General features: G+C 48.0%; 17 protein-coding genes. 9 read left to right on the forward strand and 8 right to left on the reverse strand.

Going from position 1 to position 22,937, the window contains the following annotated elements:
• Positions 1-162 precede the first annotated feature (162 nt).
• The gene (gene nhaR / locus PUN32_RS07405; protein ID WP_274722472.1) at positions 163-1,053 is read left to right on the forward strand and encodes a transcriptional activator NhaR; all 891 of its coding nucleotides are present in this window, start codon (positions 163-165) and stop codon (positions 1,051-1,053) included.
• A 133-nt stretch (positions 1,054-1,186) separates the two neighbouring features.
• Here nhaR and rpsT read toward each other — a convergent pair whose 3' ends face one another.
• Positions 1,187-1,447: a 30S ribosomal protein S20 gene (rpsT, locus tag PUN32_RS07410; protein ID WP_166013544.1), complete on the reverse strand. Its 261-nt coding sequence runs from the start codon at positions 1,445-1,447 to the stop codon at positions 1,187-1,189.
• 257 nt (positions 1,448-1,704) lie between these two features.
• Here rpsT and murJ point away from each other — a divergent pair, with 257 nt between their 5' ends.
• From murJ to ispH, 5 genes are all read left to right on the forward strand, one after another.
• Positions 1,705-3,267 carry a murein biosynthesis integral membrane protein MurJ gene (gene murJ, locus PUN32_RS07415; RefSeq protein WP_319946305.1) on the forward strand — a complete coding sequence of 521 codons (1,563 nt, stop codon included), beginning with the start codon at positions 1,705-1,707 and terminating at the stop codon, positions 3,265-3,267.
• Positions 3,268-3,335: 68 nt separating this feature from the next.
• On the forward strand, positions 3,336-4,304 hold the full coding sequence (ribF, locus tag PUN32_RS07420; RefSeq protein WP_274722474.1) for a bifunctional riboflavin kinase/FAD synthetase: 969 nt from the start codon (positions 3,336-3,338) through the stop codon (positions 4,302-4,304).
• 30 nt (positions 4,305-4,334) lie between these two features.
• Complete coding sequence (ileS, locus tag PUN32_RS07425) at positions 4,335-7,184, forward strand: isoleucine--tRNA ligase (RefSeq protein ID WP_274722475.1); 2,850 nt, start codon at positions 4,335-4,337, stop codon at positions 7,182-7,184.
• Between the two features lie 15 nt (positions 7,185-7,199).
• Positions 7,200-7,715 carry a signal peptidase II gene (gene lspA, locus PUN32_RS07430; RefSeq protein ID WP_274722476.1) on the forward strand — a complete coding sequence of 172 codons (516 nt, stop codon included), beginning with the start codon at positions 7,200-7,202 and terminating at the stop codon, positions 7,713-7,715.
• Between the two features lie 169 nt (positions 7,716-7,884).
• The gene (gene ispH, locus PUN32_RS07435) at positions 7,885-8,847 is read left to right on the forward strand and encodes a 4-hydroxy-3-methylbut-2-enyl diphosphate reductase (protein WP_274722477.1); all 963 of its coding nucleotides are present in this window, start codon (positions 7,885-7,887) and stop codon (positions 8,845-8,847) included.
• Positions 8,848-8,930: 83 nt separating this feature from the next.
• Here ispH and PUN32_RS07440 read toward each other — a convergent pair whose 3' ends face one another.
• The 4 genes from PUN32_RS07440 to PUN32_RS07455 all read right to left on the reverse strand — a co-directional run bounded on the left by PUN32_RS07440 (position 8,931) and on the right by PUN32_RS07455 (position 13,961).
• Positions 8,931-10,130, reverse strand: a complete 1,200-nt coding sequence (locus PUN32_RS07440; protein ID WP_274722478.1) for an HD-GYP domain-containing protein — start codon at positions 10,128-10,130, stop codon at positions 8,931-8,933.
• 86 nt (positions 10,131-10,216) lie between these two features.
• The gene (gene chrA / locus PUN32_RS07445; RefSeq protein ID WP_274722479.1) at positions 10,217-11,359 is read right to left on the reverse strand and encodes a chromate efflux transporter; all 1,143 of its coding nucleotides are present in this window, start codon (positions 11,357-11,359) and stop codon (positions 10,217-10,219) included.
• A gap of 108 nt (positions 11,360-11,467) precedes the next feature.
• On the reverse strand, positions 11,468-12,406 hold the full coding sequence (locus PUN32_RS07450) for a CorA family divalent cation transporter (RefSeq protein ID WP_274722480.1): 939 nt from the start codon (positions 12,404-12,406) through the stop codon (positions 11,468-11,470).
• A 103-nt stretch (positions 12,407-12,509) separates the two neighbouring features.
• Positions 12,510-13,961 (reverse strand): RimK family protein, encoded by a 1,452-nt coding sequence (locus tag PUN32_RS07455; RefSeq protein WP_274722481.1) that lies wholly within the window; start codon positions 13,959-13,961, stop codon positions 12,510-12,512.
• A gap of 76 nt (positions 13,962-14,037) precedes the next feature.
• Between PUN32_RS07455 and PUN32_RS07460 the strand changes: the two genes are divergently transcribed.
• Positions 14,038-15,138, forward strand: coding sequence for a GNAT family N-acetyltransferase/peptidase C39 family protein (locus PUN32_RS07460; protein ID WP_274722482.1), 1,101 nt, complete (start codon positions 14,038-14,040; stop codon positions 15,136-15,138).
• A 136-nt stretch (positions 15,139-15,274) separates the two neighbouring features.
• Here the strand turns inward: PUN32_RS07460 and dapD are convergent, their stop codons facing one another.
• The 3 genes from dapD to PUN32_RS07475 form a co-directional block, all read right to left on the reverse strand.
• Complete coding sequence (gene dapD, locus PUN32_RS07465) at positions 15,275-16,306, reverse strand: 2,3,4,5-tetrahydropyridine-2,6-dicarboxylate N-succinyltransferase (protein ID WP_274722483.1); 1,032 nt, start codon at positions 16,304-16,306, stop codon at positions 15,275-15,277.
• A 496-nt stretch (positions 16,307-16,802) separates the two neighbouring features.
• Positions 16,803-17,114, reverse strand: coding sequence for a YebG family protein (locus tag PUN32_RS07470; RefSeq protein WP_274722484.1), 312 nt, complete (start codon positions 17,112-17,114; stop codon positions 16,803-16,805).
• Positions 17,115-17,218: 104 nt separating this feature from the next.
• A complete protein-coding gene (locus tag PUN32_RS07475; protein ID WP_274722485.1) occupies positions 17,219-18,145 on the reverse strand; it encodes a LysR family transcriptional regulator in 927 nt (308 codons plus the stop codon).
• Positions 18,146-18,255: 110 nt separating this feature from the next.
• On the opposite strand from PUN32_RS07475, the gene PUN32_RS07480 reads away from it, so the two are divergent.
• Together PUN32_RS07480 and recC are read left to right on the forward strand one after the other, a co-directional pair.
• Positions 18,256-19,224, forward strand: a complete 969-nt coding sequence (locus PUN32_RS07480; RefSeq protein WP_274722486.1) for a TDT family transporter — start codon at positions 18,256-18,258, stop codon at positions 19,222-19,224.
• A 218-nt stretch (positions 19,225-19,442) separates the two neighbouring features.
• Entirely contained in the window at positions 19,443-22,883 is a 3,441-nt protein-coding gene (gene recC, locus PUN32_RS07485; RefSeq protein ID WP_274722487.1) for an exodeoxyribonuclease V subunit gamma, read from the forward strand.
• Positions 22,884-22,937 lie beyond the last annotated feature (54 nt).

Here is a 22,937-nt window from a genome sequence, read left to right on the forward strand (position 1 = left end):
AATAAAGCCAAGTGTTACATATTCATAATATGACGATTGGTTGATTTTTGTTGTGGAAAAATTCAGTGTTATTTGTCGTTTTATTCGGTTTATTCGAATTTATTGTGATAACAGAACGCATCTGTTATAAAACGGTTTGGTTTTTATTGGGTGCCACAAGCCATGTCTCATCTTAATTACAATCACCTCTATTACTTCTGGATGGTATGCAAGCAAGGCTCGGTGACTAAGGCGGCAGATGCCTTATTTTTAACGCCACAAACGGTTACCGGACAGATTAAAGCCCTCGAAGATCGTCTTGATGGCAAATTAACCAAGCGCAATGGTCGTAGCATTGAAGCCACGGAATTGGGGCAATTGGTGTTTAAATATGCTGATCGCATGTTTGGCTTGAGTTATGAAATGTTAGATATCGTCAACTACAGCCAACGTTCCAACGTATTGTTTGATATTGGGGTGGCGGATGCTTTATCAAAAAGATTGGTGAGTAAAATTTTGCTCACTTCAATGCCTAACGATAATCGGATCCACTTACGTTGTTTCGAATCGACTCACGAAATGTTGTTAGAGCAGCTGGCGCAGCATAAATTGGATATGATCTTGTCTGATTGCCCTGTTGATTCAAGCCAAAGTCCGGGTTTGTTTAGTAAAAAACTCGGTGAAAGCCGAATGAGTTTCTTTAGTTTTGGTGACGTCGGCTTAGTGCCTTTTCCGGCGATCCTAGAACATAAAAAGTTACTGTTGCCTGGCAGTCGTACCGCTATGGGGCGCAAAGTAAGGCAATGGTTTGATCGACAAGGATTACAACCGAATATCCTCGGTGAATTTGATGATTCGGCGTTAATGAAGGCATTTGCGATTTACCATAGTGATGCGGTATTTATGGCACCATCATTTTATGTGTCCGAGGTCGATGCTGAATCGTCACTCAAGCTGATTGGTCATGTCGATGAGATCAAAGAAGAGTATTACGTGATTTTTGCCGAGCGCATGATCCAACATCCGGCGGTAAAAAATGTGTGTGATGCGGATTTTAGCAACTTGTTTTTATAGTTATCGAGAGTGATGAATTGGCTATTTGATCGACATTCGATTAGCCATGTCGTTACTGTGATGGCCACAGAATAAATCACAGCAATAAAAAAACCGGCATTAAGCCGGTTTTTATTGCTGGTTTAAAACTCAATTACAGAGCTTTGATCGCAGCAGCAAAGCGAGACTTGTGACGAGCAGCTTTGTTCTTGTGAACAAGGCCTTTAGTCGCCATACGGTCTAGGATTGGTGTAACTACTGCGAATGCAGCAGTTGCAGCTTCTTTGTCGCCAGCAGCGATTGCAGCAACAGTTTTCTTCATGTAAGTGCGCATCATAGAACGACGGCTAGCATTGTGCTGGCGACGTTTCTCAGCTTGGATAGCGCGCTTCTTAGCAGATTTGTTATTTGCCAAGGGTCTAACTCCCAAAAACATAGTTCGGTGACATTTTAAGGGCGGGAAATATCCCCGATTTGCTCTTTAATGTCAAATGATTTGTGCAAAAACCCAACTGAACCAAACAAACTTGGTATCGGAGAGCCTTCGCGGTTAAGATGGCGGGGATTCTATCAGCATTTTTTTACCAATGCTAATACTTATCTGATCTCACGATGACATTCTTATGCTTTCGAATCAGATAATTTGGTTTTGACTGTTTGTTCGAGGTTACTGTGAGTAAACGCTTACTCAAGTCAGGCATGATTGTTAGTGCTATGACTTTGATTTCTCGTGTTTTAGGTTTAGTACGTGATGTGGTGGTGGCCAATTTGATGGGGGCAGGCGCGAGCGCTGACGTGTTCTTTTTTGCCAATCGAATTCCCAATTTCTTACGCCGATTATTTGCTGAAGGGGCTTTCTCTCAAGCCTTTGTACCAGTATTAACCGAGTATCATGCCTCGGGCGATATGCATAAAACCCGCGAATTGATTGCACGAGTCTCTGGAACCTTAGGTGTTTTAGTAACAATTGTCACGTTGATTGGGGTGCTTGGATCCGGTGCGGTGACCGCACTCTTTGGTGCTGGTTGGTTTCTCGATTGGCTCAATGATGGCCCCGCGGCGGGCAAATTTGAGTTAGCCAGTCTACTTTTGAAAATTACTTTTCCCTATTTATGGTTTATTACCTTTGTTGCTCTATCAGGGGCGATTTTAAACACATTAGGTAAGTTTGCGGTCGCTTCTTTTACCCCCGTTTTCTTAAATGTGATGATGATACTCTGCGCTTGGTATCTCTCGCCCAATCTGGCACAGCCTGAGATTGGATTGGCAATTGGTGTGTTTTTAGGTGGTTTAGTTCAGTTTTTATTTCAATTGCCTTTTTTGATCAAAGCTGGTGTGCTGGTTAAGCCGAAATGGGCGTGGCGCGATCCTGGAGTGGTGAAAATTCGCACACTGATGATCCCAGCGTTGTTTGGGGTATCGGTCAGTCAAATTAACCTGCTGTTTGATTCTTTTGTGGCCAGTTTTCTGCAGACCGGCTCAATCAGTTGGCTGTACTATTCTGATCGTTTACTGGAATTTCCTCTGGGCTTATTTGGAATTGCGATCGCCACCGTGATTCTACCAGCGTTGTCGCGCAAACATGTCAATGCCCATAGTGCAGGGTTTGCCCATACCATGGATTGGGGGATCCGTATGGTGATGTTTCTTGGCATTCCGGCCATGCTTGGTTTGATGGTGTTGGCTAAACCCATGTTGATGGTGCTGTTTATGCGCGGTGAATTTACCGCCAATGATGTACAACAAGCCTCTTATTCACTGCTGGCTTATTCATCGGGTTTGCTGAGTTTTATGCTGATCAAAATATTAGCGCCTGGTTATTACTCGCGGCAGGACATCAAAACACCAGTACGTTATGGCATTATTGCCATGCTCAGCAATATTGTACTCAACGCGATTTTTGCTTGGTTTTATGGTTATGTCGGATTAGCCATTGCAACTTCTATGTCAGCTTTACTTAATATGACTCTGCTTTATGGTGGTTTGCACCGACAAGGTGTGTATCAACTTACCAGCCAAACATTGTGGTTTGTGTTGCGTTTAATTATCGCGGGGGCCGTCATGACGGGGATTATGTTATGGCAGCAAGCCAGTATGGCCACGTGGTTGAGTTGGGGAATTAGCCAGCGCGCGTTAATCCTCAGTGGGCTAATTGTGCTTGGCGCTGCGAGCTATTTGGCGGTTTTACTGTTACTAGGCATACGTCTCAAACACTTAAAAGCGGCGACAGAGTAGTGAATTTTAGGTATAATCCGCCAGTTTCGCTCCACGAGAACTCAAATATAGGTTTTAAGCATTTCCCGATGGAATTAATACGCGGTATTCATAACATTCAATCTCACCATCATGGCTGTGTGCTGACGATTGGTAATTTTGATGGGGTTCATCTCGGCCATCAACAAGTGCTTAATCAGGTGGTACAACGAGCAAAACAGATGGGATTACCCGCAGTGGTGATGACCTTCGAACCTCAACCTTTAGAGTTGTTTGCTAAACAGCAAGCTCCAGCGCGCCTGACTCGGCTGCGCGATAAGTTTGTACAATTGAGTAAACTTGGGGTAGATCGGTTGTTGTGTGTGAATTTTAATCACCACTTCGCCGAGTGGAATGCTGAGCGCTTTATTGCTGACTTGTTGGTGGCCCGTTTGGGTGTTAAGTTTCTGGTGGTTGGTGATGACTTTTGCTTCGGTCAACAGCGCAAAGGTGACTTCGCTCTGTTACAGCAAGCTGGGCAAACATTCGGTTTTGAAGTCGTCAGCACGCAAAGTTTCTGTTGGCAACAACAACGGGTCAGCAGCACGGCAATTCGTGAGGCGTTAGCTGCGGATCAGTTACTGCAAGCGGCTGCGATGTTGGGGCGTAATTACAGTATTAGTGGCCGTGTCTCGCATGGGCAAAAATTGGGCCGGACTATCGGTTTTCCTACGGCCAATATTCCGCTTAAGCGTTGTGTTTCCCCCGTGTCTGGTGTGTATGTGGTTGAAGCGTACGGTCTAGATACGATGCCGATTGCTGGGGTGGCCAATATTGGTTCTCGGCCAACCGTGAATGGGGTGCGCCAACAGCTTGAAGTGCATTTTTTTGACTTTCACGGCAACCTATATGGCAAGCAGTTGGAAGTCGCGCTATTACATAAACTACGTGATGAGCGCAAATTCGCCTCTTTTGAGGCATTAAAACAACAAATTGAATTGGATGCTGAAGCCGCAAGGGTGTGGCTGCTGCAGCTTAAGGGTTGTTCGGTTGATTCCACCCAACAACATCATGTCTAACTTCGCCCAATATAACGGAATTAAGAATCGATGAGTGATTATAAAGATACCCTGAACCTTCCTGAAACAGGGTTTCCAATGCGCGGTGATCTGGCCAAGCGTGAGCCAGAAATGTTGCAACGTTGGTATCAACAAGATCTGTACGGTGCGATCCGTCAGGCTAAAAAAGGCAAAAAATCTTTCGTATTGCACGATGGCCCTCCGTATGCCAACGGTGATATTCACATTGGCCACGCTCTGAACAAGATTCTTAAAGACGCGATTATTAAATCGAAAACCCTTTCTGGCTTTGATGCGCCTTATATTCCGGGCTGGGATTGCCACGGTCTACCGATCGAATTGATGGTAGAGAAAAAAGTTGGCAAGCCAGGGCAAAAAATCACCGCAGCTGAATTTCGTGAAAAATGTCGTGCATACGCGGCGGGTCAAGTTGAAGGTCAAAAAGAGAGCTTCAAACGGCTCGGTATTTTGGGCGAGTGGGATAAGCCTTACCGCACCATGGATTTTATCACTGAAGCCAACATTATCCGTGCATTGGGTAAAATTGCCGATAATGGTCATTTGCTCAAAGGTTTTAAACCAGTTCACTGGTGTACCGATTGTGGTTCAGCACTGGCTGAAGCGGAAGTGGAGTACAAAAACAAAGTCTCGCCTTCGATTGATGTGCGCTTTAAAGCCGCTGACGAAGCCGCGCTACTGGCTAAGTTTGACCTTAAAGCGGGCCATGAAGGTCAAGGTGATGTGTCGATTGTTATTTGGACTACCACACCTTGGACCTTGCCGGCTAACCGCGCAGTGTGTCTGCGTGCAGATTTAGAATACGTATTGATCCAAGTGGAAGGTGAGCAACCAGAGCGGATTATTGTCGCCTCTGAACTGGCCAAATCGGTGATGGATCGTGCGGGCATTCAGCATTTCCATAACCTTGGTTTCGCAAGTGGTGCCGATCTGGAATTAGCCCAGTTCCAACATCCATTCTATGCCTTTACCGTACCGGCTATTTTAGGCGATCACGTGACCACCGATTCTGGTACGGGTGTGGTACATACTGCGCCGGGTCATGGTCAAGAAGACTTTGCGGTTGGTCAACACTACGGTTTGGAAGTCGCCAACCCAGTCGGTTCAAATGGTGTCTATCTGGCCGATACTGAACTGTTTGCCGGTCAGCATGTATTTAAAGCCAATGATTCAGTGTTAGAGGTGCTCAAAGAGCGCGGCGCACTGCTGCATCATCACGCGTATGAGCACAGTTACCCACACTGTTGGCGTCACAAAACGCCGATCATCTTCCGTGCCACACCGCAATGGTTTGTCTCGATGGAGCAAGCAGGTCTGCGTGAACAAGCACTGAGCGCGATCAAAGGTGTGCAATGGATGCCGGATTGGGGTCAAAGCCGAATTGAAGGCATGGTTGCTGGTCGCCCTGAGTGGTGTATTTCACGGCAGCGTACTTGGGGCGTGCCGATTGCTCTCTTTGTTCATAAAGAAACCGCGGAACTGCACCCTAACAGCGCTGAGCTGATTGAGAAAGTGGCACAACTGGTTGAGCAAAAAGGTATTCAAGCATGGTGGGATCTAGATACTGCGGAGCTACTGGGCGCAGAAGATGCGGCCAACTATGAGAAGGTACTGGATACTCTAGACGTATGGTTTGACTCTGGTGTGACTCACTCTGCCGTGGTGGATGCGCGGAGCGAATTCAATGGCGCACAAGCGGATATGTACCTAGAAGGTTCCGATCAACACCGTGGTTGGTTCCAATCCTCACTGATCTCTTCTATCGCAATGAAAGGTCAAGCACCTTACAAAGAAGTGTTAACGCACGGTTTCGTGGTTGATGGTCACGGTCGTAAAATGTCGAAATCGGTGGGTAACGTGGTTGCGCCGCAAGATGTGACCAATAAGCTCGGTGCGGACATTCTGCGTCTGTGGGTTGCTTCCACCGATTATACCGGTGAAGTGGCGGTTTCCGACGAGATCCTTAAGCGTTCAGCAGATGCGTATCGTCGTATTCGTAATACCGCGCGCTTCTTCCTGGCTAACTTAAATGGCTTTAATCCAAGCACCGATATTGTACCGGTTGCCGAGATGGTGGCGTTAGATCGCTGGGCAGTTGGCCGTGCACTCGCTGCACAGCAAGAGATCATCCAAGCTTATCAAGATTATAACCTGCATACCGTGGTACAACGTTTGATGAACTTCTGTTCAATCGAGATGGGCTCCTTCTATCTTGATGTGATCAAAGATCGTCAATACACCGCCAAGCGTGGTGGCCATGCGCAGCGTAGTTGTCAAACCGCTTTGTTCTTCATTGTTGAAGCACTGGTGCGTTGGATGGCGCCAATTATGTCGTTTACGGCGGATGAAATTTGGAATGCGATGCCAGCACAACAAGCCGATGGCAGCCAACGTGATCAGTTTGTGTTTACTAGCGAATGGTTTGATGGCTTATTTGGTCTGGCGGAAGGTGAAGAGCTTAATAACGCATTTTGGGATGAAATCCAGCAAGTGCGTGGCGCGGTGAATAAGCTGCTAGAAAATGCACGTAACGAAAAGCGGATCGGTGGTTCATTGCAAGCCGAATTGGTGTTGTTTGCCGATCAAGCGTTGGCAAGCAAGCTTGCGAAACTGGGTGATGAGCTACGCTTTGTGCTGCTGACATCACAAGCGGTGGTTAAACCATTGGCAGAGAAGGGTGATGCTGCACAGGCAACTGAAATTGATGGCTTGTGGTTGCAAGTGAACAAAACTGAAGCTGAGAAGTGTGATCGCTGCTGGCATCATACCCCTGATGTAGGAACGCTAGCTGGCCATACCACGATTTGTGGCCGCTGTGTGACTAACGTTGAGGGTGAAGGTGAAGTTCGTCAATTTGCGTAACTTAGGCTGAGCATCATGTCAAATTTGCCACTGAGTGTTAAACAATCCGGATTGCGCTGGCTATGGCTAGCGCTGCTGATGTTCATTGCTGATATTACGATTAAGTGGGTCGTGATGAACAATATGGGTTATGGCTGGGGGAATCGCATTGAGATCCTCCCATTCTTTAACCTGCTGTATGTGCATAATTACGGCGCCGCATTTAGTTTTCTGAGCGATCAGCAAGGTTGGCAGCGTTGGCTGTTTACTGGCATCGCTTTTGCGGTGACCGGAATGCTCACCTACTGGATGCGTCGTCTACCGGCCAGTGATAAGTGGAATAATATCGCTTATGCGCTGATTATTGGTGGTGCACTCGGTAATGTATTCGACCGTGTTGTGCATGGTTTTGTGGTCGACTATCTCGATTTTTATTGGGCTAGCTACCATTGGCCAGCCTTTAATTTAGCCGATAGTGCGATCTGTATCGGAGCGGCGATGATCATTCTCGATAGTTTTCGAGTAGATAAAAAAGCACCACCACAGTCTTAAGCGTACTGTCTAGTTGTCGGTTGATTACGGTGAATAACCATAAGCGCTGTCCGTTGATTCGGAGAGCGCTTTTTATTATAAAGGCTGGGATTTGATGTAGGCCTCAGCATGGCATGGAGATTTTTTCTGCTAAAAGGTTTGGTCTACAATCCCTCCATAACGATGAGCAATGAGCAAGCCCATGAAAATATTGTTAGCTAACCCTCGCGGTTTCTGCGCCGGTGTCGATCGTGCGATCAGCATTGTTGAACGCGCGCTTGAACTTTATCAGCCGCCGATTTATGTACGCCATGAAGTGGTGCATAACCGCTTTGTGGTTGAAGGGTTAAAGCAGCGCGGCGCTTGTTTTGTTGAGGAATTAAATGAAGTTCCTGACCATAATATCGTAATTTTTTCGGCTCATGGCGTTTCACAAGCTGTGCGCCAAGAAGCCAAAGAGCGTTCACTGACGGTATTTGATGCCACTTGCCCACTGGTGACCAAAGTGCATATGGAGGTGGCGCGTGCCAGCCGTAAACACATGGAAGTCGTGTTGATTGGCCATGCAGGGCATCCAGAAGTAGAAGGCACTATGGGGCAATATGTCAGTGACTCGGGTGGCATGTATCTGGTCGAAAAACCAGAAGATGTATTGTCACTACAAGCGAAGGTGAAAGATCCGAATCATCTGCATTATGTGAGTCAAACTACGCTATCGGTCGATGAGACGGCGGACGTGATTGACGAACTGCGCCGAGTGTTTCCGCACATTCAAGGGCCACGTAAGGATGACATTTGTTATGCCACTCAAAACCGTCAAGATGCAGTACGGTTATTGGCGGCACAAGTGGATGTGATGGTGGTGGTCGGTTCGAAAAACTCTTCTAATTCAACGCGTTTGAAAGAGTTGGCTGAAAAACTTGGCACACCAAGTTATTTAATTGATTGTCCGCAAGATATTGATCCGCAATGGTTTGAACAAGCAAAGATGGTCGGGGTTACGGCTGGCGCCTCTGCGCCACAACAATTAGTCGATCAAATTTTGCATCGCATCAAAGCGCTCGGCGCCAACTCGGTGGAAGAGGTGCTCGGGCGTGAAGAGAATATGTTTTTTGAAGTACCGAAAGAGCTACAAATTAAAGCTCTGGATTAGTCTGATTTGAGCTTAATTGGAACACATACGGCTCCCATTCAGGGAGCCGTATGCTTAAATGCTGATGGCTGATTGTTGAGGGCTTAAAGCAAAGTCACCTTATGATTGGATGATAGTGCTGTATCCATATCCGTGGTTGCCTCACCATCTTTCGGATCTAAATCAGGAAATCGTCCGACAATCGCCTTCAACTCTTCTTGGTTCTCACGTAACGCATTGACACAGTCACGATCTAATTTGCCTTCGCTGACCATTTTTTCAAGTTCTAACAAAGTATGAGTGATTGATTGCGCTTGCTGGTAAGGACGGTGCGCCGTGAGAGCATCAAAAATATTGGCGACGGCCACAATACGTGCCGGAATGGGGATCTGCTCACGAGTGAGACCAAACGGATAACCACTCCCATCTAAAAACTCGTGGTGGTAAGCCATGATTTCACGCAGTACCGCAAGGCAAGGATGGTGGGGAGTGCCGAGCTTTTCAATCACATTATTCAGTAACTCGATCCCATGTTCAATGTGACGATAAATCTGCAGCCTTTCACTGCTGGCGAGCGATGGATTTTTTTGTAGCAAATCGGCAGGTAACGCTAACTTACCGAGATCATGGCAAGTAGCAAATTGGCTGATGTTCTCGATCAACCCATCATCAAGTGCATATTGCTCAGCAATATCAAGGGCAATGATACGCGCATAGCGGCGAATGCGCTCTTTGTGTTGTTTTATGTATTGCCAATGATCCGGTGAGTTGGATTTCATCTGCTCGACATTTTTGATCAGATAATGGACCAGTGCGTATTCACAGCAGACAGCTTGCTGGAGTAAGTCAATATAGGCTTGTAACTGTTCAATTACTTGTGGAGTAAAGTAGTACTCTTTTGATGAGTTAAAGAACAGGAAACCGACGAAAGCCTGTTGGTGAAAAATGGGTTTAGTGAAGGATGAGCGATACTGGTGTTCGAGCAGCCACTCATTATGGCGAGTTTGACTGTGCAACTGCTGTGGCATGTCATCAATAATGCGTACCGTCTGAGTCTGTTTAATCTGTTGCAGTGAAGGCAAATCGGCAAGCGCAAATTCATAATGCACAAAATCATGACTGGCCTGAGAGCTATCGGCGTAGGTCTTGATCGAGTCCTTTTTTTTGTCATACAGCGAGAAGGAAATTCTTTTAATATCAGGAAGTTCAACGGCTATTTTTTCAAGCATGTTGACGAAGTAAGTATTTAACGAACCCACAGATGGATAATAACGCAACTGCCCGATTGGGGGTTGGATGTACATGTTACCGCCCTTTGCTTGCCTATCATATACTCAGTTTAGACAAGCTTTGGCGGGTTGACGACTGGCACTGACACTTTTCTTTTACACTAGACAAGGCCGCGAATTAAGCCAAACAGTAGAGCGCCGATGACCATGGCAAACAAAGGTACTCGTAGCGTTTTAAACAGAAAAAATCCAACCATAATAGCTGACCAGTCGAGAGGATTGTATACCGTGGTACTCCAAATCGGTTGATAAAGTGCTGCTAATAGCAAACCGACAACACAGGCATTTACGCCATGCATCGCTCCGACAATTTTCGAGCGCTGGGCCAGATTAGACCAGTGCTTTAATACCCCTAATAGCAGTAAAAAACCGGGCAGAAATATCGCTAAGGTGGCGGTTAAAGCCGCTGTGATCGGCATCTCAGGGCGTAGCAGATAACCAAGATAAGTCGCTAAGGTGAACATCGGGCCGGGCACCGCTTGTGCTGCTGCATAGCCAGTGAGGAATTGATCGCTTGAGAGGGTATCAGTAAAGGTACTCTGTAGTAGAGGTAGTACGACATGCCCGCCACCGAATACCAAACTACCAGCTTGGAAAAAATCGCTAAACAGTGTGAGCCATGGTGATCCCGCGGCGCAAATAGGTAGTCCGAATAATAATAGGGCGAAAAAGATCAATGGTTGCCAAGCTGGAGTAAAGTTGGCTGATGATGTCTGAGCTGTAGGTGCTAAATAAGCTTGGCCAGCCAGCGCCGCCAGTAGTAATAGCGCCAATTGGCTCGGTAAACTTGGCGCTAAACTGATGGTCACTGCAGTGACAATACATAGCGCTCCCGTAAGGCGTTGTTGGCAAAAGTTGCGGTACATGGTCAAACACGCATCAGCCACGACAATAATCGCGAGCAGTTTTAAACCATGGGTGATGTCCGTAAATAAAGGTGTTTGCCATAGATGGCGACTCAAGCCAGCCAACAGGAGCATGATCAATACGGAGGGCAGCGTGAAGCCGAGAAATGCCGCCCAAGCTCCAGCAATCCCGCCACGATGATAGCCAATCGCAAAGCCAACTTGGCTGGAACTGGGACCAGGTAAAAATTGGCTTAAGGCGATAAATTGTGCGTATTGTTGTTCACTCAGCCAGCCTAATTTATCCACAAAAGTGTGACGAAAGTAACCAAGATGTGCCGCTGGGCCTCCAAAACTCACCCAACCTAGTGCAAAAAAAGTTTTAAAAATAGATAACATAGGAGGAGAACCAGTATTGAATAGGTTTGCTAGCGCTAATAGAGCGGTCATCGACAAAATCTCTATCTTACATTTTATCGATGACAAGCTGATGACACTGAACTAAGGCTATTTATTTTCGAAAAAACGTAGTCGACGCAGTATCAACAGTTCCAAACCGAAAATCAGCATCAGTCCGGCACAAAATAGCCCAAAGGCAAGAGGGGAGTCGGTACCAGGAATTCCACCAACGTTTACCCCAAGTAAGCCAGTTAAGAAACTGGTGGGTAGAAAAATTGCAGCAATCACCGAAAATAAATAGGTATTTTGGTTCATTTTTTCAGCATGATACTGGCGTAACTCACCTTTGATGATTTCTAGCTCGCTCAAAAAGAAGTCGAGCGTTTCGTTAATTCGCGTCACGGTGTTGACACTGTGGCGTAGGCGCAAATGTTGGTTTTGTGCCAGCGTCATTTCACTGTTGAGATAATCATCTAAAGCGTATTGTTGTGGCTTGATGAAACGTTTGAGTTTGAGTAGTGATTTGTGGGTTTGCATTAAATCGCTGCTGAGTTCTAGCTCATCATCAAATTGAGTGATTTTCTCTTCAATTTGATCCAGATAGATGTCGATATTTTTGTTGATCTCATCGACCACCCGTACGATCAGCTCTGCCAAGCCGGCTGGGCCTTGGCCTTGCTCTAAAGCTTCACGTACCGTGCTGATAGCTTTAGATGCTGTTTTACGGGTTGAAATTAATACACCGCGGTAATACAGCAAGCGAATACTTAGCATATCGGCAGGATCGGCATTGCCACTTAAATTTACTCCGCGCAAGATCAGCAAAAAGTTTTGTCCATCATATTGCTCAAACAGTGGGCGGGTATCTTCGGCCAATAAGCTATCAACAATTGACGCTGGAATTTGTTGACCGATTAACCATTCACGTAGCCCTGCGGCATCGCGTTGGCAGTGGTACCAATCTCCCGCTTGTAGGTTTTGTAATTGAGTAGGATGACGTTGTGGAACAGCACCGTTAAAACGCCAATGATCGATAATAAACTCCATAGTGACTCTCATTCTCTCTCTAAGATAGGCAAGAAAGTAGCAATCCAGTGCTGAAGAGTCAAAGCCCGGATGGTGATCCGGGCTGATTGAGCGATTGAGCTGCCTAGAAACCCCGCATCTGAATGCGACGTAAAAATTCAGTCATTACCCGGTCATAAAGCAGATCACCTAAGAATCCATCTTCGACATGGTGGTCGATACTTGGGTTATCGTTGACTTCAATCACATAGACTTGACCATCAATTTCTTTGAGGTCAACCCCATACAGGCCACCACCAATTAGGTTGGCCGCTTTCACCGCGACATCCACTACGCTCTTTGGTACCTGCTTGAGATCGAGGGTTTCAAAACCACCAGCCGTGACTCGGCCGCTGTTGTGGTGCTGATAAATTTGCCAGTGACCGCGACTCATCATGTACTTACAGGCAAAAATAGCCTGCCGATTCATTACGCCAATGCGCCAGTCAAAATCGGTTGGCATAAACGCCTGGGCTAAAATTAGCGCACTTTTTTCAAACAGAGTCTCGGCTTCTTTTTCTAGCTCTTGCTCATTACGCACTTTCACTACCCCGCGTGAGAAAGCGCCATCTGGAATTTTTAGCACCATAGGAAAATCCAGTTGTTCCATCAAACCGGTTTTCCATTCGGGGTCAAAGCTGCGAATGATCACGCTTTTCGGGGTCGGGACCTTATTGGTTTCTAACAGCTCAGTTAAAAACACTTTATTGGTGCATTTCATGATCGATTCGGAATCATCCATCACCACTAACCCCATTTTTTCAGCGGTTTTGGCAAAGCGATAGGTGTAGTTGCTGATGTTGGTGGTGGCGCGAATAAACAGGCCGTCAAACTCACCCAGTCGAGATAAGTCATCCGGTGAAAGGGTTTCTAAGTTCATGCCTAAGCGGTTGGCAGCACGATGAAAACGTTTCAGCGCCGAAGCGTCAGATGGCGGCATTTTTTCGTCAGGATCAACCAACATTGCGATGTCATAGCGGTATTTTTTCTCTTGCTTGGGTCGTCGCCAGACTTTGGTTGAGAACATTTCCAGTGATTCAATAAAGAAATCTTGCTCGGGATCGGCCAAGTCTTGGAATGGGAAAGGTACAATTTTAATGATCTGCCATTGGCCTTGATATTTGTGCATTTCCAATTCAATCACCGGCACCATGAACTCTTCAAACAGCCGGCGTGCGAGTTTTTCCAAGCCTTTTTGTGGCGTGCGACCAAAGTAAATTTTGGTGCTAATGATCTCTTCGCTACTGCTTAGCTTGTGCATTTTGATCAGCCCTGAAGAGAGGAAAAACGGCTGATTAATATCATTGATGGCCATGACGCGTGGAATGACGCGATGGCCGCGAGCTTCTGCCATTAGTGAGACATAGTAACCACTACTCATGTAGCCGTAATCGCGGCACAGGTTGACCACCTGTACACTGCGCTGATTAAATTTCCAATCGGTATCGAGATACTGATCGACACTCACCACTTGTTCAGAAGGGAAGTATTGTCGCCAGTCACTGACCTGATCGGTCACGATTAAAAGGTTAGCCATCAGTATATTCTTCCTTGCGATAGGTCTATTATTTGATTGGTAATCTGGTCAATCCACACACGATTAAGGATGTAGAATGGACATTCGTCTTGCTACTAGCGCTGATCTCAATGCGCTTAATGCGTTAGAACAACAGTTGTTTGACGGGGACCGAATCTCTCCTCGTCAAATGAAGCGTTTTTTGCATTCGGACCATGCCGTGTTGTTTGTGGCGGATGCCGGCGACCAACTGGCTGGATATGCACTGTTGCTTTTTCATCAAGGGACACAGCTATCAAGATTGTATTCGATTGCCGTTAAGCCTGAGTTCAGAGGGCGGAGGATTGCGCAAAGTCTGGTTGAACAGTGCGAGCGTGCTGCTCTTGATCAAGGCTCGACTACATTACGGCTGGAAGTGCGTGAAGACAATACCGCCGCATTAAAATTATATGAAAAGATGGGCTATAAAACCTTGAAGCTGCTCATCCATTATTATGATGATTTGTGCGATGGACGACGGATGCAAAAACGGCTAACACCCTTAGAATCCAAAGTACTACTGCCGATGCCGTTATATGTACAAACCACGCCTTTTACTTGTGGTGCCGCTTGCTTATTAATGAGCTTTTCTTGTTTGGATGCGCAGTTTGAACCAACTCGTACTCAAGAAATGCAGTTATGGCGTGAATCGACCACCATTTTTATGGCCGCAGGCCACGGTGGTTGCAGTGGACAAGGTTTGGCGTTGGCGGCGACGCGACGCGGTTATCATGTTGAGTTGTGGAATCAGTCTAAATCGACCCCATTTATTGATAGTGTGCGTGATCCAAATAAAAAACAGATCATTGAGTTAGTGCATCAAGATTTTTGTCAGCAACTGGCCGAGCAAGATGTGAGCATGATTGATGCGCCGCCTTCACAACAGCAGCTTGAAGCATGGGTAAGGCAGGGGGCTTGTGTGCTGCTGTTGATCAGCACCTATCGCTTTGATGGTAAGAAAGAGCCGCACTGGATTGTGCTGAGTGGCTTGAGCGATAAATTCTTCTTTTTTCATGATCCGCATGCCGAATCGGAAGAGCATGCAGTGGGGTCGGGATACATCCCCGTCGGGAAAGCAGCGTTAGCACAAATCATCGGCTTTGGTAAACAAAAGCAGATTGCTTGTGTGGTGATCACCCCGCGTCAAGCGCAGGAATAGAAAAGAGCACCGTACGTGTACCATCACGCAAATGGCTTGGATTGCCAAGCCATTGTCGTGCTTGGTGTCGCTAAATCAGTCGCACTGAGCTAACACCATATTTGCAGGCCGCTGATCGATCAAGCTCACCGTTCGATCAGTTATTTTTGTGCAGTTCGCTGTTGAGTTCGACCGCTGATTTATTGGCGAGACATTCAATTTGTCCGGTCAGCGAATTACGACGGAACAACAGATCAGAAACGCCAGCTAGATCGCGCGCTTTAATAATATCGACTTGGTTGCCCTCTTTATCCAGCATACGCACCTTGGTTCCCGCTGTGACATATAGACCCGATTCAACGGTGCAGCGATCGCCGAGTGGGAAACCTAAGCCTGCGTTGGCGCCCAGCAGTGAGTTTTCCCCAATCGAGATCACCACTTTGCCGCCACCAGACAGTGTGCCCATGATTGATGCGCCACCGCCGATGTCTGAGCCATTACCGACCACGACACCGGCAGAGATACGACCTTCCACCATGCTCACACCAGTGGTGCCCGCATTAAAGTTGATAAAGCCTTCATGCATTACCGTCGTACCTTCGCCAACATGAGCGCCAAGGCGTACCCGTGAAGTATCGGCGATACGGGTGCCGGTTGGGACCACGTAGTCGACCATTTTCGGGAATTTATCGACACAATCAATCGTTAACACTTGGCCTGCCAGACGCGCTTCAATTTGGCGCTCCGCTAGCTCTGGCAGATCAATCGGGCCTTGGTTGGTCCATGCGATGTTGTGCAGTAGGCCGAAAATGCCCTCCAGCACGGTACCGTGTGGCTGCACCAGACGGTGTGAGATCAGTTGTAGCTTGAGGTAACCTTCAGCCACGCTTTGTGGCTTGTCGTCACTGGCCAGAATTACCAGTACTAGAGGCTGATGACTATTCGCCGCTTTATCGGCAAATGCAGCACTGGCCGCTTGTTGATGAGCGGCGAATACGGCGGCTAATGCTTGACTTTGTGCGGCGCTGATATCTAGCGCTTGATTGCCTGCTTGGTAGTCTACGATCGCAGCCAATTTGGCCACCAAAGCATCGCTAGGCGCCAGAATCGGGGTTGGGAAGAAGGCTTCAATAATTTTTCCATCACGATTTTTGGTCGCGGTTGCTAGACCTAAAGCAAAGTACGCCATGTGTATTCTCCATAATCAAAGGTGAGTTGAGCATCTATACCCTTCCTACTTGAAGATGCAGCGGTATTGGCGACGTTCGTTCACCCCAATCACATGGTTTGTCTATGCTCATGGGGACTCACTCACTTACTGCCTACCTGCAACTCCAAGTTGTTTGGGTATACTGCTCAACCGATCGGTTGTTTATCATCATAAAGAGTGGATGAGCTGGATAAAAGAGCGTACTGGTAATCCGTCGGTAAAAGGATACCTTTTGTCTTTTTAAAGAGATATTGCGTTATCCCCTTCTTACTTGAAGCTGCAGTGGTGTTGGCTACGTTCGTTCACCCCAATCACATCGTTTATCTATGCTCATGAGGATGAACTCTCTTGCCGCCTACCTGCAACTCCAAGTCGTTTGGGTATAAAAAGAATCCCGTTCATTTTTCGCATTGTTGCGTTGATGAGCCAATCTCAGCCAATAAAAAACCGCTGGCTTAAGCAGCGGTTTTCTCGATTAGGCAGCGTCGTCAACCGACTCATCTTCATCACTGTCTACAACTGCTTTCGGCTTTTTGCCGGTTACGGTTGGAGCCGGTTTACGTTTGGCTCCCAGTGCGCACAATACGTCTTCTTTGTTTTGCGCCAAGAACATCGCTAGCTCTTCTTGCTTGGTTTCATCTTCGATCAGAGCACTTTTACCGAGCAATTCGAATAGCTCGTCTGCCATATCCAGCATTTTGTCATAAGCGTCAGCTTCGGCTTTCGAGGTAAAAGTCATTTTCTCTTCTCCGTTGCGCTCTACCACGTACTTCACGATAACAGCCATGGTTAATCCTCTAGTTTGGTCGCGAAAAATAACTGGCTGTTTATACAGTTTTTGGTCACTAAAGTCCAGTGACGAGCACTAAAATGGGCGTTGAGTCATATCCCTTACTTTGTGGCTGGATCGAGTTGCAACAAGGGGCTGTGGTTGGCCCATTGTGGGCAAAATGCAATGAATTGGCGCAGTAGTGGGGTTTGGTATTTCTCTTTATGTACCAACATCCAGAATCGACGTTGCATATCAAGCGGTACATTGAGGATCACCACGCGACCATCTTGTTGCGGCGTGTTGGCCGCTAAGCGAGATAAACAGCCTAGCCCTAAACCGGAGCAGACACTGTTGATCAGCGCTTCGGTGGTATTGAGCTCAAACGCTTCAATCCAGTGTTCGATGCGTGGCGCGATCACGCGTAAGAAGAACTCACGTGAGCCTGAACCCGCCTCACGCAGTACCCAGTGAGAGTGTTCAAAATCACTCATCACCAAACGCTGTTGCTGCGCAAGGGGATGATCCGGCGCGCAGATAATACACATCTCATCTTGGCTAAATGGCGTTGAGATCAGTTCGGGATGTAGCGTTTTGCCTTCAATCAGACCGATATCAAGCTCGTAATCGACCAGCTTTTGGCACACTTGTGCCGAATTGGAAATAAATAGGCTTTGTGAAGGATGCGGATGCAGTTGACGAAAGGCGCTGATCAAATAGGGGGCAATTTGGTTGCCAACCGTATCGCTGGCCCCAATCCGCAGTTTGCCGGTTAGGTTCTGCTGTTCATCAAATAGGCGGTCGATATCGTTAGCACGTTGCAACAATTCATCGGCTAAGGGCAACAATTTTTGCCCTTCCTGATTGAGCACTAAACGGTTATTGACCCGATCAAACAGAGCATGGCCGAGCTGTTTTTCCAGCTCAGACAGCGCCACACTGACTGCTGCTTTAGACAGATACAGCACTTGAGCGGCGATGGTCAAACTTTTGTGTTGCGTAATAGTGGTAAACACCCGCAATTGTTTGAGTGATATATGGCTAGCCATGATTGATGTTTAGTTTTATTGAACATGTGTTAGAAATAATTAGATAGTTGAAAACAAAGTGCAAGCGTAAGATGCGCCTATTCATCGTTTACCAACCATAGAGAGACAGTATGATTCGAGCCGCAAAAGCAAAAGTGATGGGAGCACCGACCCCAATGGCGGGTTTGGCACTCGGGATTGCGAGTTTGGGCTGGTGTTGGGAAAACATGCTTGCGGCCAACGGGATCGCGCAGTGGACGGGGGCCGCACTGGCCAGTATTTTACTGCTGATCCTCGCTTTCAAATTTTTATGGCATGGTCATTTACTGCGCCAAGATCTCGCGCATCCGGTGGTGGGCAGTGTGGTGCCGACCTTTGCGATGGCAACCATGGTGGTATCGGCGTCACTTGGTCACTTTTACCCGCTGGCGGGAGATGCGTTGTGGCTATTGGCGGTCGGTTTACACCTTCTATTTTTGGTGAGCTTTGTGTATCACCGCAGTCAAGCATTTGAGCTACATCATATGGTGCCGAGTTGGTTTGTTCCGCCGGTGGGAATTATTGTGGCGGATGTAGCGTTTTCCGGTAATCCATTGCTCGCCCCGATTGCGCACATTGCTTTACTGTTTGGCATGCTGGCTTACGCGGTGATGCTGCCGATGATGATCTATCGCTTTATTTTTACGCAAGAAATTCCAGATGCCGCGAAACCGACGTTAGCGATCATGGCGGCACCTGCCAGCCTCTCTCTAGCGGGTTATCTGACGGTAGTGACTGAACCTTCACCGGTCATTGTTGCACTGTTATTTGGCATTGCGGTACTGATGACGGCCATTATCTACTTGGCGTTCACCCGTTTACTGCGGCTACCCTTCAGCCCTGGTTACGCGGCTTTTACCTTCCCGATGGTGATTGGCGCTACCGCGCTGTTTAAAATGGCGCAGTGGATGGAAAATATCGGCGTGGCCGAGCGTTATGTGGCGCAAGTGCATGGTTTGGCGAGTTTAGAGTTGATAGTCGCTACTGTGGTGGTGAGCTATGTAGCAATCCGTTATCTGGCGTTTTATCAACCACACAAAGTGTTAGTGGGTTCTCGTTAACCCCCCTTCCTACTTGAAGTTGCAGCCGTGTTGGCGACGTTGGTTAACCCCAGTCACATAGTTTGTCTATGCTCATGGGGACTCACTCACTTGCCGCCTATCGGCAACTCCAAGTGGTTTGGCTATATATTGAGATCGAGCCCCACGCTTTTTTATCCTTCCTGACATGCACTTATGCTACTCTCCGCTGATGATGAGCCGAGCAGCATGAGTGCATTGTGTTTACTGTCTACCACTCCAACCACCTTGAAACGCTGAAAATCCTACTGGTGCATTTGATCAAGCATGAGCCTTTGTCCGATCCCTTGCAGGCGGAATGCATTTTGGTGCAAAGCCCCGGCATGTCGCAATGGCTGAAAATGGCACTGGCCAGTGAATTGGGCGTCGCGGCCAACTTAGAGTTTCCGCTGCCAGCGACGTTTATCTGGCAGATGTTTACTCAAGTGTTGCCTGATGTGCCAGCGCGTAGCGCGTTCAATAAAGAAGCGATGAGCTGGCGTTTGATGGAACTCTTGCCCAAGCTGCTGGACCGCATTGAATTTGAGCCGCTGCAACGCTATCTGCAAGAGGATAGTGATGATTCAAAACGCTTTCAGCTCGCGGAAAAAATTGCCGATATTTTCGATGGTTACTTGGTGTATCGCCCCGACTGGATTTTAAGTTGGCAAGCGGGAGAAGAGGTGGCCGAGCTTGCCGGTCAGCACCCGTGGCAAGCGATTTTGTGGCGTGAACTGTACGCTAGCACTCGCGAGCAGGGGCATTCGATCTATCATCGTGCCAATCTCTATCAACGCTTTATTGATCAGTTAGCGAGCGGCGAGCTGGATCGCAGTCAATGGCCAAAGCGTTTGTTCATCTTCGGCATTTCTGCGCTACCCCCGCGTTATATTGATGCGCTGCACGCGATGGGTGAGCATATCGATGTGCACTTGATGCTGAGCAACCCGTGTCAGCACTATTGGGGTGATATTCGTGACCGCAAATATCTGGCGCGGGTAGCGGCGCAAAAACGCCAGCAAATGCATATACATGGCGAGCAAGTTACGATCGGCAGTGAAGTTTCGCCGCTCAAAGGCGATCTAGAAAGCTATCTGCACCAGTCGCTGCATCTGAGCCACGCGGTGGGCAATAGTTTGCTCGCATCAATGGGGAAAATGGGGCGCGATAACCTCGCGCTACTCGCGCAGCATCAACCATCCGAATTAGAGCTATTTATTGAGGTGGAACGCGATTCATTGCTGCATCATATTCAAGCCGATATTTTGCATTTACAAGAGCATCAAGACGATGCCAAGTTCGCCACTAGCCAGCATAAACCGAGCATTTTGGCACAAGATGATTCCCTGCAGATTTCGCTATGCCACAGTCCGATCCGTGAAGTTGAAGTGCTACACGATCGACTGCTGGCGGAATTTGAACGTGATCCGAGCTTAAAACCGCGCGATGTGATCGTGATGGTGCCAGACATTAACGCCTACGCACCTTATATTCAGGCGGTGTTTGGTAATGCGCCCGGCGAGCGCTTTATTCCATTTTCAATTTCTGATCGCAGCGCCGATCAAGAAAGCCCGATCTTAACCGCCTTTTTGCAACTGCTCGCACTGCCACAATCGCGCTGTCTGGCTTCTGAATTACTTGAACTGCTTGAAACGCCTGCCATCATGGCTCGCTTTGCGATTGATGAAGAAGAGTTCGTCACCGCTAAGCGCTGGGTGGAAGAAGCGGGCATTCGCTGGGGATTAAATAGCGCCACCGGAGCCGAGTTTGATCTGCCCGCCAGCGAACAAAATACTTGGCAGTTTGGTATCGAGCGGATGTTACTCGGTTACGCGATGCCGGCGGAAGCCGGGTTGTATGAGCTGGCAGGTCAGTGGCTTGCGCCTTACAACCCAGTGCAAGGCATGAGTGCTGAGCTGGCGGGTAAGTTGGCCAACTTTATCACTACGCTCAGTGAGCTGCGTAGCCAACTGGCGCAAACTCAAACCATGGAGCAGTGGCGTTATTGGCTCAATCAATTGTTGGAGCGCTGTTTTAGTGTCGATTTGCAAGGTGAGCTGGCACTGAAAACCATTCGTGATAGCTTGGTCAATCTAAAGCAGCAATTGGCTGATGCGGGCTACCAAGCGGAGATTTCACCTGCGATTATTCGCCAAGTGTTGAGCGATAAACTCTCCGCCACGCGGATCAGCCAGCGTTTTTTAGCCGGCCAAGTCAACTTCTGTACCTTGATGCCGATGCGCTCGATCCCATTTGCTAAAGTCTGCCTATTGGGCATGAATGATGGCGTTTATCCGCCGAATGAAATGGCCGAAGGGTTTGATCTGCGTAATATGCAGCGCCGAGTCGGCGACCGCTCGCGGCGCGAAGAGTCGCGTTACCTATTTTTAGAAGCGCTGTTATCGGCCAAACAGCAGCTTTACATCAGTTATGTCGGGCGTTCAATTCAAGATAACCGCGAGTGCATGCCCTCGGTATTGGTCAGCGAATTGCTGGAATATTGCGAGCAAAATTACTGTTTAGCGGGCGATGAACATTTAACCAGTGATGATTCTGGCCGCCGCTTGGTGGCGCACTTAACCACTGAGGCGGCGATGGTGCCGTTTAGTCCGCAGGCGTTTATCGCTGGCAGTTTCGCCCGTGAATGGTTACCTGCCGCCCGTCGGCAAGGCCAGCGTCGGGCAGATTTTCTGACCCCACTCAGTGATTATCGCTTGGAAGTGAGCTGGCCGTTTGAGCTGGAGCTGGTTGAGTTACAACGTTTTTGGCGTTTGCCGGTTGAGTATTTTTTCAAGCGCCGTTTAAAAGTGAGTTTTGAGCCGCCGCTGGCGATGCTCGACGATGATGAACCGTTTGCCCTCAATGGGCTGAGCGCCTATCAGTTGCGTGATGAGTTGGTGGAAAAATTGCTCACGTGCCGCACTACTGCCGAGCGTGATCACTGCGTCGCGCAGTTTGCTAAACAGCAGCGCGCACAAGGCAAATTGCCGATGGCGGCGTTTGGTGAACTTGAATTAGCACAAAGTGCTGAGCAGGCGGCAGCGCTGGCCGAGAAAATTGGTTTTTTGTGCCACCAACCCCTTGCTGATACGGAAATCAACCTCCGTTTGCAGCCATTTGCCGATGATCGCGTCGTATTGCTGCGTGGTTGGTTGGTCAAGCGTTATCAATCGGGCTTAGTGCGTGCGCGCAGTGGCGCGATCCGCTCTGAAGACTTATTGGCTGCTTGGATGGATCATCTCTGTTTAGCGGCGAGTGAACAGGCGGTCACCACCCATTTGATCGGTTATCAGCGTAAAGAGGGGGTACAACATCAGATCCTGCCGCCACTCAATGATGCACAGCAAGCCAAGGCACTGCTGAGCGAGCTGGTGGCGCTGTTTTGCCAAGGTATGGATCAGCCATTGGCCTATTTTCCGAAAACGGCGTTAGCCTGTGTGGAAGCGGGCTTTTCTCGTGGTAAATATCAGCCTGATGAAGCGAAGTCCTACAAAAAAATGGCCGACACCTTTAACGACAGTTATTACCTCAAAGGTGAAGGGGATAATCGTTACATCGCGCGCATCTGGCCGCAATGGAGTGATGAATTGGCTAGCGCACTCTATTCATTAGCGATGGGCGTGCTGCAAACTGCGCGCTTGCAAGTGCAAGATGCAGGGTAAGTTCAATCATCAAGTGCTGAAAAAGCAATTAAGGTAGGAAGTGAGTGGCCGCCA

It is taken from the genome of Vibrio chanodichtyis (assembly GCF_028863985.1).
Classification (GTDB): domain Bacteria; phylum Pseudomonadota; class Gammaproteobacteria; order Enterobacterales; family Vibrionaceae; genus Vibrio; species Vibrio chanodichtyis.

Bases quoted from the DNA above. Each gene is read 5' to 3' on its own strand.
- ribF (WP_274722474.1), top strand. From the start codon at position 3,336: ATGGAATTAATACGCGGTATTCATAACATTCAATCTCACCATCATGGC.
- lspA (WP_274722476.1), top strand. From the start codon at position 7,200: ATGTCAAATTTGCCACTGAGTGTTAAACAATCCGGATTGCGCTGGCTA.
- PUN32_RS07440 (WP_274722478.1), bottom strand. From the start codon at position 10,130: ATGTACATCCAACCCCCAATCGGGCAGTTGCGTTATTATCCATCTGTG.
- PUN32_RS07455 (WP_274722481.1), bottom strand. From the start codon at position 13,961: ATGGCTAACCTTTTAATCGTGACCGATCAGGTCAGTGACTGGCGACAA.
- PUN32_RS07450 (WP_274722480.1), bottom strand. From the start codon at position 12,406: ATGGAGTTTATTATCGATCATTGGCGTTTTAACGGTGCTGTTCCACAA.
- PUN32_RS07475 (WP_274722485.1), bottom strand. From the start codon at position 18,145: ATGGCTAGCCATATATCACTCAAACAATTGCGGGTGTTTACCACTATT.
- PUN32_RS07470 (WP_274722484.1), bottom strand. From the start codon at position 17,114: ATGGCTGTTATCGTGAAGTACGTGGTAGAGCGCAACGGAGAAGAGAAA.
- dapD (WP_274722483.1), bottom strand. From the start codon at position 16,306: ATGGCGTACTTTGCTTTAGGTCTAGCAACCGCGACCAAAAATCGTGAT.
- ispH (WP_274722477.1), top strand. From the start codon at position 7,885: ATGAGCAAGCCCATGAAAATATTGTTAGCTAACCCTCGCGGTTTCTGC.
- nhaR (WP_274722472.1), top strand. From the start codon at position 163: ATGTCTCATCTTAATTACAATCACCTCTATTACTTCTGGATGGTATGC.
- ileS (WP_274722475.1), top strand. From the start codon at position 4,335: ATGAGTGATTATAAAGATACCCTGAACCTTCCTGAAACAGGGTTTCCA.
- PUN32_RS07460 (WP_274722482.1), top strand. From the start codon at position 14,038: ATGGACATTCGTCTTGCTACTAGCGCTGATCTCAATGCGCTTAATGCG.
- PUN32_RS07480 (WP_274722486.1), top strand. From the start codon at position 18,256: ATGATTCGAGCCGCAAAAGCAAAAGTGATGGGAGCACCGACCCCAATG.
- chrA (WP_274722479.1), bottom strand. From the start codon at position 11,359: ATGTTATCTATTTTTAAAACTTTTTTTGCACTAGGTTGGGTGAGTTTT.